The sequence below is a fragment of the Reichenbachiella faecimaris genome (assembly GCF_900176375.1).
GTDB lineage: Bacteria > Bacteroidota > Bacteroidia > Cytophagales > Cyclobacteriaceae > Reichenbachiella > Reichenbachiella faecimaris.
In genome coordinates this window covers 544,248-557,748 of record NZ_FWYF01000001.1, presented here as the reverse complement: position 1 = coordinate 557,748, position 13,501 = coordinate 544,248, and the positions used below count along the sequence as shown (strand labels likewise).

Annotated in this window: 14 protein-coding genes; 7 read left to right on the top strand and 7 right to left on the bottom strand. The window is 40.3% G+C overall.

The window, feature by feature from the left end; all coding sequences use genetic code 11:
- Positions 1–61: 61 nt before the first annotated feature.
- The 7 genes from tsaD (at position 62) to B9A58_RS02340 (ending at position 6,470) form a co-directional block, all read left to right on the top strand.
- Positions 62–1,126, top strand: coding sequence for a tRNA (adenosine(37)-N6)-threonylcarbamoyltransferase complex transferase subunit TsaD (tsaD, locus tag B9A58_RS02370; RefSeq protein ID WP_084370821.1), 1,065 nt, complete (start codon positions 62–64; stop codon positions 1,124–1,126).
- Positions 1,127–1,198: 72 nt separating this feature from the next.
- Positions 1,199–1,660 (top strand): SsrA-binding protein SmpB, encoded by a 462-nt coding sequence (gene smpB, locus B9A58_RS02365; protein ID WP_084370820.1) that lies wholly within the window; start codon positions 1,199–1,201, stop codon positions 1,658–1,660.
- Between the two features lies 1 nt (position 1,661).
- On the top strand, positions 1,662–2,432 hold the full coding sequence (locus tag B9A58_RS02360) for a C40 family peptidase (protein WP_084370819.1): 771 nt from the start codon (positions 1,662–1,664) through the stop codon (positions 2,430–2,432).
- A gap of 98 nt (positions 2,433–2,530) precedes the next feature.
- The gene (locus B9A58_RS02355; RefSeq protein ID WP_084370818.1) at positions 2,531–3,040 is read left to right on the top strand and encodes an HNH endonuclease; all 510 of its coding nucleotides are present in this window, start codon (positions 2,531–2,533) and stop codon (positions 3,038–3,040) included.
- A 92-nt stretch (positions 3,041–3,132) separates the two neighbouring features.
- Positions 3,133–4,347, top strand: coding sequence for an oxygenase MpaB family protein (locus tag B9A58_RS02350; protein ID WP_084370817.1), 1,215 nt, complete (start codon positions 3,133–3,135; stop codon positions 4,345–4,347).
- Positions 4,348–4,365: 18 nt separating this feature from the next.
- Positions 4,366–5,043, top strand: coding sequence for a DUF6989 domain-containing protein (locus B9A58_RS02345; RefSeq protein WP_084370816.1), 678 nt, complete (start codon positions 4,366–4,368; stop codon positions 5,041–5,043).
- Between the two features lie 86 nt (positions 5,044–5,129).
- Entirely contained in the window at positions 5,130–6,470 is a 1,341-nt protein-coding gene (locus B9A58_RS02340) for a sensor histidine kinase (RefSeq protein WP_084370815.1), read from the top strand.
- Here the strand turns inward: B9A58_RS02340 and B9A58_RS02335 are convergent.
- From B9A58_RS02335 to B9A58_RS02305, 7 genes are all read right to left on the bottom strand, one after another.
- Complete coding sequence (locus B9A58_RS02335) at positions 6,464–6,952, bottom strand: pathogenesis-related family 1 protein (RefSeq protein ID WP_084370814.1); 489 nt, start codon at positions 6,950–6,952, stop codon at positions 6,464–6,466. The two genes, B9A58_RS02340 and B9A58_RS02335, sit on opposite strands and share 7 nt — an antisense overlap.
- A 71-nt stretch (positions 6,953–7,023) precedes the next feature.
- Positions 7,024–9,111, bottom strand: coding sequence for an alpha-ketoacid dehydrogenase subunit alpha/beta (locus B9A58_RS02330; RefSeq protein WP_084370813.1), 2,088 nt, complete (start codon positions 9,109–9,111; stop codon positions 7,024–7,026).
- A gap of 54 nt (positions 9,112–9,165) precedes the next feature.
- Entirely contained in the window at positions 9,166–9,921 is a 756-nt protein-coding gene (locus B9A58_RS02325; protein WP_084370812.1) for an enoyl-CoA hydratase/isomerase family protein, read from the bottom strand.
- Between the two features lie 89 nt (positions 9,922–10,010).
- Positions 10,011–10,346, bottom strand: coding sequence for a four helix bundle protein (locus tag B9A58_RS02320; protein WP_221407802.1), 336 nt, complete (start codon positions 10,344–10,346; stop codon positions 10,011–10,013).
- Positions 10,347–10,376: 30 nt separating this feature from the next.
- The gene (gene paaZ, locus B9A58_RS02315) at positions 10,377–12,422 is read right to left on the bottom strand and encodes a phenylacetic acid degradation bifunctional protein PaaZ (protein ID WP_084370811.1); all 2,046 of its coding nucleotides are present in this window, start codon (positions 12,420–12,422) and stop codon (positions 10,377–10,379) included.
- A 60-nt stretch (positions 12,423–12,482) separates the two neighbouring features.
- Complete coding sequence (locus B9A58_RS02310) at positions 12,483–12,845, bottom strand: four helix bundle protein (RefSeq protein ID WP_084370810.1); 363 nt, start codon at positions 12,843–12,845, stop codon at positions 12,483–12,485.
- Between the two features lie 26 nt (positions 12,846–12,871).
- The gene (locus B9A58_RS02305; protein WP_084370809.1) at positions 12,872–13,465 is read right to left on the bottom strand and encodes an acyltransferase; all 594 of its coding nucleotides are present in this window, start codon (positions 13,463–13,465) and stop codon (positions 12,872–12,874) included.
- Positions 13,466–13,501 lie beyond the last annotated feature (36 nt).

Below are 13,501 nucleotides of genomic sequence, written 5' to 3'. Positions count from 1 at the left end.
TTGGATTATTTAAACGATAATCATTGGTAATTACGGAACTTTGAATGATGGTACAAAAAATATGCCCAGTTTTGTACTTTTGAGCTTCGACCAAGACAATCAATTTAAGTTATTTAGGAAAGTGAAAAATGTTATTTTGGCCATTGAGTCCTCGTGCGATGAAACGTCGGCCTCTATTTGTGTAGATGGAAAGGTAATGAACAATGTGATTGCCACACAGGAGATTCATAGCAAATATGGTGGTGTAGTACCAGAATTGGCTTCCAGAGCGCATCAGCAGGCCATAGGGCCTGTGGTAAAGGAAGCCATGGCAACAGCAAATGTAACCATGTCTGACCTGGATGCGATAGCCTTTACTCAGGGGCCAGGTTTGTTGGGTGCTTTATTGGTAGGAGGTGCATTTGCTAAGTCAATGGCTTTGGCGTTGAATATACCATTGATTGGTGTGCATCACATGAAGGCGCATATTTTGGCTCATTTTATCGAAGAGCCCAAACCCAAATTTCCTTTTTTGTGCCTAACGGTTAGTGGGGGGCACACACAGATTGTAAGAGTAGATGATTATTTGGATATGGCCATACTTGGACAAACTACTGACGATGCCGTGGGAGAGGCGTTTGACAAATGTGCGAAATTGATGGGACTTCCTTATCCTGGTGGGCCATTGATTGATAAGTTGGCCAAGGAGGGTAATGAAAACAAATTCACCTTCAACGAGACTTTAATGCCAGGATTGGATTATTCATTCAGTGGAATAAAGACTGGGTTCATGAATTTTTTGAACAAAGAAAAAATGAAAGACCCAGATTTTGTAGAAAAGAATAAAAAAGACCTTTGTGCTAGTATTCAAAGGCATTTGATTGACATGCTTTTAAGTAAGCTTGAATTGGCGGCCAGACAAGAACGGGTAAATCAGGTCGCTATAGCTGGTGGTGTTTCTGCCAATAGTGGTTTGAGAACTAAACTTGAGCAATTGTCAAAACCAAATGGCTGGGAGGTCTTTATTCCTCGATTTGAGTATTGCACGGACAATGCAGGAATGATTGGCATGACTGCCCATTACCAACAACTAGCGGGAGATACTGTGCCGCTCACTGCATCTCCTATGCCTAGAATGAAATTTTAAATTCTTCCTTACTCTTTTTTGGGTATGGGAAAGAAATATTAGATATTATAACTTTAATTTGATAGTGTAACGATGAGCAAGGGTAGGTTTTCAAATCAAGTAAATATTCGAAATAAAAAAGCAAGTTATGAATTCGAGTTCATAGACAAGTATGTAGCTGGTTTGGTGCTGAAGGGAACTGAGATTAAGTCCATCAAAGAAGGGAAAGCCAGCTTGCAAGAAGCGTATTGTTATATATCAAAAGGGGAGATGTTTATCAAAGGCATGCACATTGCAGTGTATGAGCAAGGAACCTTTAATAATCACGAACCATTGAGGGAAAGAAAACTATTATTGAATAGAGTGGAGTTGGATAAAATCGACTCCAAGGGCCAAGAGAAGGGATTGACCATCATCCCAATTAGGCTATACATCAATGATAAAGGATATGCCAAATTAGAATTGGCGCTAGCTAAAGGAAAGAAGATTCATGATAAAAGAGACAGCATCAAGGAGAAAGATGTGAAAAGAGAGCTAGAACGAAATCAATATTAGCATGAACGAAAGCCCTAAGGGTATTTGCCGTCTGAGTGTGGTTGCCATGAGAACGACAGCTAAGTCAGATGCCAGTTTGGTGTCCCAACTCCTTTTTGGTGAGCACTATACTGTGTTGGAAGAAAAGAATGATATGTTGAAGATCCAATTGCACTATGACAATTCGGAAGGTTGGATAAGTAAAAATCAACACACATCTATAAGCAACGAGTATTTCAATCAAGTCAATTTATCTGATTATAAGGTTTGCATTGATCTGAGTGGCACCATTTACTTTCAGAAGAAACATGTACATATTTTGTTTGGTAGTGTACTTCCTATAACAACTAATGAACTTTTTAAACTGGAGGAGCAAGTGGCCTTCAATGGTGAATCTAAAAGCCTTTCTCAAAAAAGAGAGTTTGAGTACATGAAAGAGGTGATGAAGAAGTATCTGAATGCTCCTTATTTGACTGGTGGGAAAACACCTTTTGGTGTTGATGCTGGAGGGTTCATCCAACAAGTGTTTAAGGTCTGTGGTTATAGACTACCTCGCACTATTGACGAACAAATGAAGTCTGGCCAGGAGGTTCATTCCATTGATAGTATCATTCCGGGAGATTTGGTTTTCTCTGCAAATAAACCTGAAGTCGGGTATATTTTTTTAGGAGGGGATGATTATGCAGGTATATATGGTGGAGAAGTGAAAAAAATAGGATTGGACGACCTTGGTGAAAGTGGACTGAAGGCTCGTAGAATACTCCTGAAAAAGCTGACACCAGAACAAGCCTAACACTGATCTCATTGATTTATTTTCAGATTTAACTTATAATTGGCTATTTTCATTGATCGTAACGGATATCTGAGTTTCCGTAATGAAAACCAAAAGCCATGTCAGGAAAAGTACTAGTATTGAATCAGGACTACAGCCCACTCACGGTTTGTACTGTTCAGCGTGCTTTTTTGCTCGTATTTTTGGGAAAGGCAGAGCTGCTAGAAGCTGATAGCCAGGATGAATTAAGAACTGTGTCAAAAAGTTATCCGCTACCAGCAGTAATTAAGATTAAAAACTATGTTCATGTTCCATATCGTGGTGTTGTGCTCACGAGGCATAATATTTTTAAGCGAGACCATGGCCTCTGTCAATATTGTGGGATAGATAGAGACCTGACACTGGATCATTTGGTGCCAAGATCTAAAGGAGGGAAGTCTACTTGGAACAATCTCGTAACTGCTTGTAAGGCCTGTAATGCAAAAAAAGGTAACTATACGCTAGAAGAAGCTGGATTGGTCTTGAATAAGCCACCATTCAAACCTTCATACATCATGTTTCTACGCAATAACCTAGGAGCTATGAAAAAGGAATGGATGCCATACCTCAATGCCTCGGCAGTGGCCTAGCTCATTTCCAATATTTTTTATAACATTAATAAGTCTTTTGAGAGTTTGGTTATATTCACTTTTGTATTGAGAAAAAGTAACCAATCTACAACATGAATCAGACCTTTGATATCTCCAATATCAATGAGAGTATGTTGGAGCAGTGCCGCCTACGAACTGACCCAATAGCAGACCAAACCATCGCGAAAGTAATAGACGATGGATTTGAGCGGCAGATGAATCAAGTATTTTTAACTATTGTACAAAATGATCAATTTGATCGAGATACTTTCCTGCCACTAGGTGCGGAACTAGGAAATATTTTGTTTGAGTATTTTGAATCTACCTGTCATTTGCCCGAATGGGCTGATCCTGAGTTGGTATTGAAAGGGGAAGAAGTATTTGCCAATTATGGCCCCGAGGTATTCATGCTCCTCAACGTGAGTTCGTTGCCTCTGTGCTACACGTGTGCAAAGGGTGCGCAAGTACTTTATGATACAGGTCGATTACTTACACATAAGGAAAATGTAGATCCACTCGCTCGACGGCTCATGGAAACTGCCCAAATGGTGGTGAACGTAATGTCTCCAGGAGGATTGGTACAAGGAGGGCAGGGAATTGTCACCATTCAAAAGGTGAGATTGATCCATGCTTCCATACGCTACTATTTGAAGAATAGAAGAGATGGACAGACTTGGGATACAAGCACATTTGGTGAGCCCATCAACCAAGAGGATTTAACTGGAACGCTGATGTCCTTTGGCCCAGTCATTCTATCAGGTTTGAAACAGCTAGATGTAAAGCTGACTCCAGACCAGACTAATGCTTATATGCATTCTTGGAAAGTGGTTGGCTATTTAATGGGTATTGAAGAACAGTTATTGCCAGATACCTTTGAAGATGGGTTTGCACTTGCAGCTAAAATATTGCAGCATCAAGCGACTCCATCAGAAGCAGGAGAAGCGTTAACTAGTTCTTGTATTCAATTTGTGAATCATATAGTGCCTGGTGATGCTTTTGATGAATTGCCAGGTTTTATGATGCATACCTTTTTACAAGAATACTCAGATGCTAGTAGTGTGGACTTGGCCAAATGTATAGGGTTGATTCATGACGCAGGAGCAGCAGAAAATTTAATTTTAAAATTGACTAAGCTGTTTATAGGTACGTTCAGTTTTTTTGAAAGGGATCATTTTATCAATCAAATATCCAAGCCATTTAATAAAATGCTGTTGGAAGGCATTATCAAATTTTATAATGATGGACAGCGGACACATTTTCCAATTCCTCCGTCATTGAAAAAAAACTGGGGGATCAAAGACAACTAAACTTAAACCTTATTAAAAATGGAAAGAGATTTAATTGCTGGATTAGACAAGCAAACTACAAGGGTTATTTTAGCTTCTTCTGGTGTTTTGTTGGGTTGGTCCTTTGTAAGTTCAGTATGGAGTTTGGGGCCAATTACAGCAAGTATTATTACTTATGCACTGTATGGGTTTTATTGGTTCTATGCCATAAGGCATAAAAATCCGCTCGTCATGCGACTAGTGATTTTTGGTACTGTGGCTGGCCTTTTGGAATTGGTTACTGATCATTATTTAGTTGATACGATCAACAGTCTGGTTTATCCAAATAAGGAACTCATGATCTGGAGTTCACCTGCTTATATGCCTTTTGCCTGGAGCAATGTTATCCTTCAGCTTGGATTTATTGGCGTTCTACTAACCAGAAAGTTCGGTATTCTGAAGGCGTCAATTATGCTGGGCATAGCTGGAGGAATGTATATACCCCTTTACGAACATCTGGCGAACAATGCCGGGTGGTGGTGGTACAAAAAGAACACACTGATGGTTTTCAATGCCCCTGTATATGTGATTGTATGTGAAGCATTAATTTCACTTTCTTTGCCATGGTTGATTCAACATGCCGAAAATCATTCAGTAAAGAAGACGCTAGCTTTAGGCGGCATAGTGGGCATCTGGATTTTGATGAGTGCATATATAGCATTTTCTATTGCTGGCTAGATGAAAATTGTCTTTCAAGGAAGGGAGTGGAGGTTATTTCCCGTTATATTAGTGGGAAGGTTGATTTTTTAAACTTAAAGCTATGTATGAAGGTCTCTGCACTAATTGACTACTTCATCCACCACGAGTATTTTACCGCTCCAGATAAGCTGAGGAGAGCGCGTCTTTTTGTGAGGGCGTGCTTACTGACTAGTTTGTTCTCTAATGCGTATATCTGGCTCAGTGCCTACTTTGAATACGAAAAAGGCGTGCAGCTCATGATCTTTAATGTCGTTGGCTTTCTACTCTTGCCATTATTAACCAAGACAAAGATTTCACTCAACATTCTAGGAAATCTTTACGTCCTCATAGGGGCATTGGCTGTTTATGTTCTTACTTATTTTTCAGGCGGAATTTGGTCGGCTGTATACCCTTGGATAATTTCTGTACCTGTATTGGCGCTTTTGGTAGTGAATCGCGTATCAGGTTTGGCCTGGGGAGGAATCTCCTATCTAGTGATGCAGTGGTTTGGTATGCTGGCTTTAAAAGGAGAACAGTTGCCTATCGAATACAACCCTGAGATGAAAACTGCCTGGTTTGTTTCTGTGCTTCCAGGTTTATTGCTCATCGTATTATTTATAGCCTATGTTTTTGAGAGTATTCAAAGGAAGGCACTTACAGAATTGGAAGAAAAAAATAAAATACTAAACGAACAGAAGGAAACCATCAGCATCCAATCTGCAGATCTAAGGAAACATGTAGAGGAAAAAGAATATATCATTCGAATTCTGGCTCACGATTTGAAAAATCCATTATCAAACATTACAAGTTTGATACATCTGATGGCCACAGAGGAAAAACCAGACATGAGAGAAAAATATGTGGAGATGATTAGCCAATCGTCTGAAAAATCACAACATCTTATTAATAGCGTTTTGGAAATGGAGCTGTCCGATCAAGAAAATCTTAAAATCAATTGGGAAGATGTTGATCTAAAGGAGATGCTCAAAGATATGGTGGAGCAAATGGAAATGAGGGCTCACAAAAAGGAAATAAAACTTATTCTGGAAGATCATGAAGCGCAGCATGCCACGGTGAAGGGAGATAGGACATACCTACCATTGATTTTCGAAAATTTCATTTCTAATGCATTAAAGTTTTCGGAATACAATACACAGGTAAAAATTTTCATTGAAAATCAAGCAGATCATATCCAAGTCAAAATTTCTGATCAAGGGCCAGGAATAAGGGAAGAAGAGCGAGAGAACTTGTTTAAAAAGTTCTCCAAATTGAGCGCAAGGCCGACAGATGGTGAAAGTTCTTCAGGTCTGGGACTGTCTCTGGTCAAGCGCTATGCAGAGCTTTTGAATGGTCGCGTGTGGTATGAAGGAGAGTTTGGTGTGGGATCTACTTTTGGTGTGGAGTTTCCAATTGTTAGTAATCAATAGGGTTTTTGGCCTATAAAATTCCCAGGAGGGTTATAGTTGCAGACCCATATCACTGAGCCGTCACAAATGCTTTTTGCACAGCCCACTTCCGTAGTATTTTTCCATACAATCTGAGTATAGTGTCCGCACATCTTATCTGTCTGGCATTTGTTCTTTTTGTAGTCGTAATCTTGCTTCTCAGCTCCCCAAGAGTCTACAGCATCACCTACAGTAAAATAGCCAACAGTTCCTTTGAACAAGTTCTCGCCATAAGCATTCTGGCTATGCTTAAAGGAGCATCCCTGAGTCTTCAATTCTATAGCCCATTTATTGGCCACATTTGCCAGTTCAGCGGAGTAGTTGATGTCACTGACCCCAACGTCCGATCTCCAATAGTTATGCCTTTCGATTAGCAATTCTATTTCCTTGTCATCGGCTTTTTGTGCCAGAAGCAAATCAGAGGAGGCTATAAACAAAAGCAGCAGTACGACAGACTTTTTCATATTGGTTATTTTAAACCAAGTTACTAAAATCTGTCAGCTACTTTTTAAAAATTTCGACTGAAAAGTTATTGTTAGTCTGTAAGCATTTGAGATAAGACTGATTCTACTTTCTCAGCTGATGGTATCATGGCTGCTTCAAGCGTTGAGTTTAATGGAATAGCTGGCATATTTTCAGAGCCAATCGTTCTGACTGGGCCATCAAGATATTCAAAACAATTTTCCTGAACTCTGGCAGCTATGCTTTGCGCAAATGTATTGTTGACTGGTTCCTCTGTCACTACCAGGCACTTGCCGTGAGTTCTTACGGATTGATAAATAGTTGCAGTATCTAGTGGATGTAGTGTTCGGAGATCAACAATTTCTATCTTTCCTTTGAATTTTTTAGCTGCATTTAATGACCAGTGAACCCCCATACCATAAGTAATGATGGTCATGGTTTCTCCATTTTCAATTGCTTCTTGAGAAGCTTTCAGCGCAATTCTGGCCTTTCCGAAAGGAATGACATAATCCGCATCTGGCTCTACAGTTTTGGCTGCATCAGTTCCTTTTACCTTGGACCAATATAATCCCTTATGTTCAAAAATTACAACTGGATTTGGGTCATAATAGGCTGATTTCATCAATCCTTTCATATCTGCACCTGTACTAGGATAAGCTATTTTAATTCCCCTGATATTAGCTACCACAGATTCTACGCTGGAAGAGTGATAAGGACCACCACTGCCATAAGCACCTATTGGTACCCTGAGTATCATACTGACTGGATACTTGCCATTGGTGAGGTAGCAAGAACGGCTCACTTCAGTGAATAATTGATTCAACCCTGGCCAGATATAATCGGCAAACTGTACTTCAACAATTGGCTTTAAGCCCACGGCTGACATACCCACAGTACTCCCTACAATGAACGCTTCTTGAATAGGTGTGTTGAATACACGATCCTTACCAAATTTCTGTGCCAACGTAGCAGCTTCTCGGAATACGCCACCTAGGCGATGTCCTACGTCCTGACCATAGAGCAAACATTCGTCATGCTTCTCCATCAATTCCTGAACGGCAAATAGGGCACTGTCTACCATGACTGCTTTTTCTTTTCCTTTGGGTTCGCGTTCACCTCTTTCTTCCGTAATAGGCGTTGGGGCGAAATCATGAGTGAACAAATCATGCGGACTTGGGTCTTCTGCCTTCAGTGCTTTGTCATAGTGATCATCTACAAGCAATCGTGCATCTTCTTCTTTGTTGTCCAATTCCTTTTTTGAAATGCCCATATCTTCCAATTGCTTTCTAAAGAAAGGATACGGGTCAAACTGCATATGTTCCTCTAAATCATCACGATACCATTCTTTTCTTACACCAGAGGTATGATGATTGAGCAATGGTACTTTGGCATGTACCAGCACGGGTTTTCGTTCTTTTCGAACATACTGGATCGCTTCCTCCATGGTTTCGTAGCATTTCAGAAAATTGGTGCCATTTACTTTCATTGCCTTGATACCAGGAAAACCTTTGATATATTCAGTGGCATCACCAGATCGAATTTCACTTGCATGGGCTGATATGTCCCATTCATTGTCTTGTACAAGGTAAATGATTGGCAACTGCTTTAATGCCGCCATTTGAAAGGCCTCAGATACTTCTCCTTCAGTGATACAAGCATCTCCTAGTGAACAAACCACTACAGGTGCTTCTTTATGCTTTTCGCCAATGTTTCTTAGTTCTTTGTATTGAATACCCATGGCAATACCTGTCGTAGGAATGGCTTGCATACCAGTAGCAGAAGATTGATGTGGTATCTTGGGTTTGTCCTCATCTTTCAAACTGGGGTGAGCGTAGTAAGTCCTTCCGCCCGAGAATGGATCATCCTTCTTCGCCATCAATTGGAGCATCAGATCATGTGGTGTGCACCCGATCGACAATAACATGGCATCATCACGGTAGTAGGCAGACAGATAATCCTGAGGAAGCAATTGCATGCCAGTGGCTATTTGAATGGCCTCATGCCCCCTAGAAGTGGCATGTACATACTTTGAAACCACTTTGAAAGTTTCCTCATATTTATCAGCTAAGGTTTTAGCTGTTGCCATGAGCTTATAGGCCTTCAGAAGATTTTGCTTACTAATGTTTGTTAGTTTATTTGTTGCTTTTTTCGTAGTCGCCATTATTGGGTATTTAATGATTTATATCTACCGTCCTGTAAGGACGAAATGATTCAATTACTTGTTTTTAAATTTATGGATCGCGTTTCGAGTAAAATCTGAAAGTACCAGTTTTCCACTCATTCCTGCTCGCTCTGCCAATAATTCGTCCCAGTGCTCAGTACCTTCCCAGAATATTTGTTTGAGTAGGCGCATGGCTTCTGGATTTGAAGCGGCTAGCTTTTCAGCCAATTCCTGAATGCCAGCATCCATATCTTGTACGCTATCATATACCTCTGTATAAAGGCCTTTATCCTTAGCCCATTGAGCCGTTTGCCATTCAGTAGCATTGATCGCCATTTGGGACATAGCAGACACACCTATTTTGCGCTCTACTGCAGGCCCTACCACAAATGGGCCAATGCCTATGGCTAACTCACTGAGCTTCACAGAAGCAAACTGGGTAGCCATGCAGTAGTCTACAGCACTGGCCAGTCCTACACCACCACCAACTGCCTTGCCTTGTACACGCCCAATGATCAGTTTAGGGCATTTTCTTGCAGCATTAATCACGTTAGCAAATCCAGAAAAGAAAGTCCTTCCGGTGTCTAAGTCATCTATCGAAATCAATTCATCAAAACTTGCACCCGCACAAAAAGCACGATCACCTTCACTTTTTAGAACAATGACTTTAATTGCTTCGTTCGTCCCTGCTTCAGAAATTGTTTGAGCCAAAAGGTTCAAAATCTCTCCTGGCAAAGAGTTGCTTTGAGGGTGGAAAAAGGTGATGGTACCTATGCCTTTGTTGATTTCTATGTTTACGCTTCCGTTCATTTTTTTTGTTGTTAATAAGTGCTGTGTATGGTTTTAAGTGTTTTATGTTTGGGAGCTTAGTTTTGATTTGTTGTAGTTTATAAAACCATTTAAAAGCTTTTTACAAAGTTCAATGTGGACTTTAAGTCGTTTTTTCCCTTTTCAGTAATAAAATTGAAATCCAATGCCACAAACATTTGGGTTTTCAATTCGAACAAAGAACCTCTGCTTATGTAAAAGAATTGAAGTTTGTCTTTGGTTGTGTTTCTTCCAGATCCTTCAGCAATGTTAGAAGGAACAGAAATGGCTCCTCGTCTAATTTGATTAGTCAATTCATACATTTCTTCTTTAGGAAATTTTTTAGATGCTCTATAAATCTTTGAAATCAAATTTCTAGCCTCTATCCAAACTTCTAAATTTTCATGTGTTACAAATCCTGTAGTCATAGCCAAACACTAAAAACTTAACACTGTTTACTACTGTTGATTCTTTTTCCTAATCATCGTTAAAATCGTTGCGATAGCAATCGTTTCGCCTGTTTCGTCATAGACGTCTACCAAGAATTTCACGATGCCTTTCGCTATATCGTCCTTCTTTTCTTGATCAATTTTTTCTTTCACAGTTAGGCGTACGCCAATGGTTGTACCTGCATATACAGGCTTGGTAAATCTGCATTCTTCTAACCCATAATTAAGTAATACAGGGCCTTTCTTAGCCTGAACAAATAGTCCAGCTGCAGCTGAAAGGATGAAATATCCATGTGCTACACGCTGTTCGAAAATGGTGCCATCCAGAGACGTGACATCTGTATGTGCGTAAAAATGATCCCAACTTACATTGGCAAAATTCACTATGTCACCTTCTGTAACAGTTCTTTTGGCTGTGATGTATGTTTCACCTATTTCCAATTCTTCCCAGTGCTTGCTGAATGGGTGTGCTATATCTTCCTTGTAAGCGCCTCCATATTGATACACATTGGCAATTTCTGTAACGGTGGTTGGGTGACCTTGCACTGCACATCGCTGCATGTAGTGCATAACGCCTCTTTTGCCACCCATTTCTTCCCCACCTCCAGCACGGCCAGGTCCGCCATGCGTAAGTAATGGCATGGGCGAACCATGGCCTGTACTTTCCTTAGCAGAGTCCTTATTCAAAGCCAGTATTCTTCCGTGATAGGCAGCTGCACCTAATACATATTGCTTGGCAATTTTATCATCAGCTGTTACAATAGATGAACAAAGTGACCCGAGTCCCTTTTTAGATATAGCAATAGCTTCATCTAAATCCTTATAAGGCAGTATCGTGCTTACAGGGCCAAAGGCTTCAATAGTATGAACTTCAGTATTATTCATTGGATCTTTATTGAGCAATAAAATAGGGGAGATGAATGCTCCTTTAGATTTATCAGCTCCAAGAACCTCAAAATCCTCATTGTTATAGACTACATCCGAAGATTTTTTGAGCAACTCTATTTGTTGCTTCACGATTTCTACTTGCGTTTGGTTAATTAATGCACCCATTCGCACACCTTCTACATCAGGATCACCAATAGTAGTTTTTGCTAAAGCTTTACCTAAGGCGATTTGTACGTCTTCGACAAGCCTTTCTGGTACAATAATTCTTCTTATTGCTGTGCATTTCTGTCCACACTTTACTGTGATTTCTTTTCTGACTTCTTTGATGAATAAATCAAACTCTTCAGTACCTGGTACAGCATCTTCACCTAAGACTGTGGAGTTTAAGGAATCCGCTTCCATCGTGAATGGAATGGAATGTTCTACTAAGTTAGGGTGCTGTTTTAGCATTCTGCCAGTTTTGGCTGAGCCAGTGAAGGTCACCACATCTTGCATACCTACATGATCCAAAATTCCTTTCCCGGAACCTGCAATGAGCTGCAAGGCTCCATCAGGTAATATTTTGGAATCAATGATCTCTTTCACCATCAATTCCGTCAAGAAGCAGGTTTGTTCGGCTGGCTTCACGACAGCAGGCATACCCGCCAACCAGTTGACAGCTACTTTTTCTAACATGCCCCAAACTGGGAAGTTGAATGCATTGATGTGAACAGCCACACCCTCCTTTGGTACCATGATGTGCTGGCCAATGAAGCTACCACCTTTGGATAGGGGAGCAGTCTCACCATCAATGTAATGTGCTTCATTTGGAAATTGCCTTCTTAGACTGGCATAGGCAAATAAGTTGCCAATACCTCCTTCAATATCGATCCAAGAATCCACTCTGGTGGCTCCAGTAGCTTTACTAAGCTCATAAAACATTTCCTTTTTGGAATGTAGATGCATGGCTAGTGCTTTGAGCATCAAGCCTCTTTCTTGGAAGGTCATTTTACGCAAAGCAGGGTTGCCTACTGTACGACCATATTCAAGGATGTCTTTAAAATCCAGACCTTTGATGGAGTGGGTGAATATTGGCTCACCAGTAATAGCGTGGTGAAGGACTTCTCCATCTCCGCTTCCTGTAGTCCATTGTCCCTGGGTGTAATGTTGTATTTTTTGTGGGTTCATTAAGTGATTGAGTTATAAGGTTATTTAGTTAATAAGTAAGTTGAGTCACTTGATTAATATTTAACCTTTCTTTTTCTTTAAGTGAGCGATGTATCCATTAATTAGTTTGAGAAGATGTTTTATGTCTAAATCATATCTACTGAACTGCTCTTCATTTATATAGGCTTCATCTAAAGCAACCGTCAAATGATCATACATTTCAGTAATAGACCCTCTTGCCTGACGACAATATTGAATATTTTCTTGATAATGAAACCTTCCATATCCTTCTGCGACATTGGCGGTTATAAATCTTGAAGCTCTTATCATTTGATCAATTAATTTATATTTTTCTTCATTGGGAAATATCTTGCACAAAGCAGAGATTTCATTTCTAAATTCCCTTCCTTTTCTCCAAACCTCTAATTCTTCTAGTTGCAACATGCCTTAATGACTAATTAACTAATAACTTAATTCTTCGATTTCTTCCAAGTCTTAAAATTTACAATCTGTTCAGGTCTATTCGGTTCGGCTTCTGTTAATGGTTCACAGGGAATCAGAGTATCCATACAGTTCTTTGGCAATTCTTGATAAAGTCGAGTGCCTTCTGTCTTCCAGGCAATTATCTCATCCGAAACTTCTTTGATGATTTTAGCTGGATTCCCCGCCACTAGGCTTCTGTCTGGAATCTGCATTTCACCTTTTACAAACGCCAAAGCACCAACAATACATTCTTTGCCAATCACGGCATTATCCATCAAAACGGCATTCATGCCGATCAATGAATTTTCGCCCACTTCAGCACCATGAATGATGGCTCCATGTCCAATATGAGCTCCCTTGCGTAAGTAAACAGTAGTTCCTGGAAACATGTGTATGGTGCAATTCTCCTGAACGTTGCACCCATTTTCTATCACAATTTTTCCCCAGTCTCCACGGATGGCTGCAGATGGCCCAATGTACACATCCTTGCCAATGAACACGTTTCCAGTCACAGTAGCCTGTGGGTGCACATAGGCACTCGGGTCAATCACGGGTTTTAGTCCTTTGAATTCAAATATCACTTTGTTCTGGTCAATGGTCGATAGTCCATGGTCGGT

Coding starts and splice junctions, on each gene's coding strand:
- B9A58_RS02330 (WP_084370813.1), bottom strand. CDS start 9,111: ATGGCGACTACGAAAAAAGCAACAAATAAACTAACAAACATTAGTAAG.
- B9A58_RS02310 (WP_084370810.1), bottom strand. CDS start 12,845: ATGTTGCAACTAGAAGAATTAGAGGTTTGGAGAAAAGGAAGGGAATTT.
- B9A58_RS02320 (WP_221407802.1), bottom strand. CDS start 10,346: ATGACTACAGGATTTGTAACACATGAAAATTTAGAAGTTTGGATAGAG.
- paaZ (WP_084370811.1), bottom strand. CDS start 12,422: ATGAACCCACAAAAAATACAACATTACACCCAGGGACAATGGACTACA.
- B9A58_RS02355 (WP_084370818.1), top strand. CDS start 2,531: ATGTCAGGAAAAGTACTAGTATTGAATCAGGACTACAGCCCACTCACG.
- B9A58_RS02360 (WP_084370819.1), top strand. CDS start 1,662: ATGAACGAAAGCCCTAAGGGTATTTGCCGTCTGAGTGTGGTTGCCATG.
- B9A58_RS02350 (WP_084370817.1), top strand. CDS start 3,133: ATGAATCAGACCTTTGATATCTCCAATATCAATGAGAGTATGTTGGAG.
- B9A58_RS02340 (WP_084370815.1), top strand. CDS start 5,130: ATGAAGGTCTCTGCACTAATTGACTACTTCATCCACCACGAGTATTTT.
- tsaD (WP_084370821.1), top strand. CDS start 62: ATGCCCAGTTTTGTACTTTTGAGCTTCGACCAAGACAATCAATTTAAG.
- B9A58_RS02345 (WP_084370816.1), top strand. CDS start 4,366: ATGGAAAGAGATTTAATTGCTGGATTAGACAAGCAAACTACAAGGGTT.
- B9A58_RS02325 (WP_084370812.1), bottom strand. CDS start 9,921: ATGAACGGAAGCGTAAACATAGAAATCAACAAAGGCATAGGTACCATC.
- B9A58_RS02335 (WP_084370814.1), bottom strand. CDS start 6,952: ATGAAAAAGTCTGTCGTACTGCTGCTTTTGTTTATAGCCTCCTCTGAT.
- smpB (WP_084370820.1), top strand. CDS start 1,199: ATGAGCAAGGGTAGGTTTTCAAATCAAGTAAATATTCGAAATAAAAAA.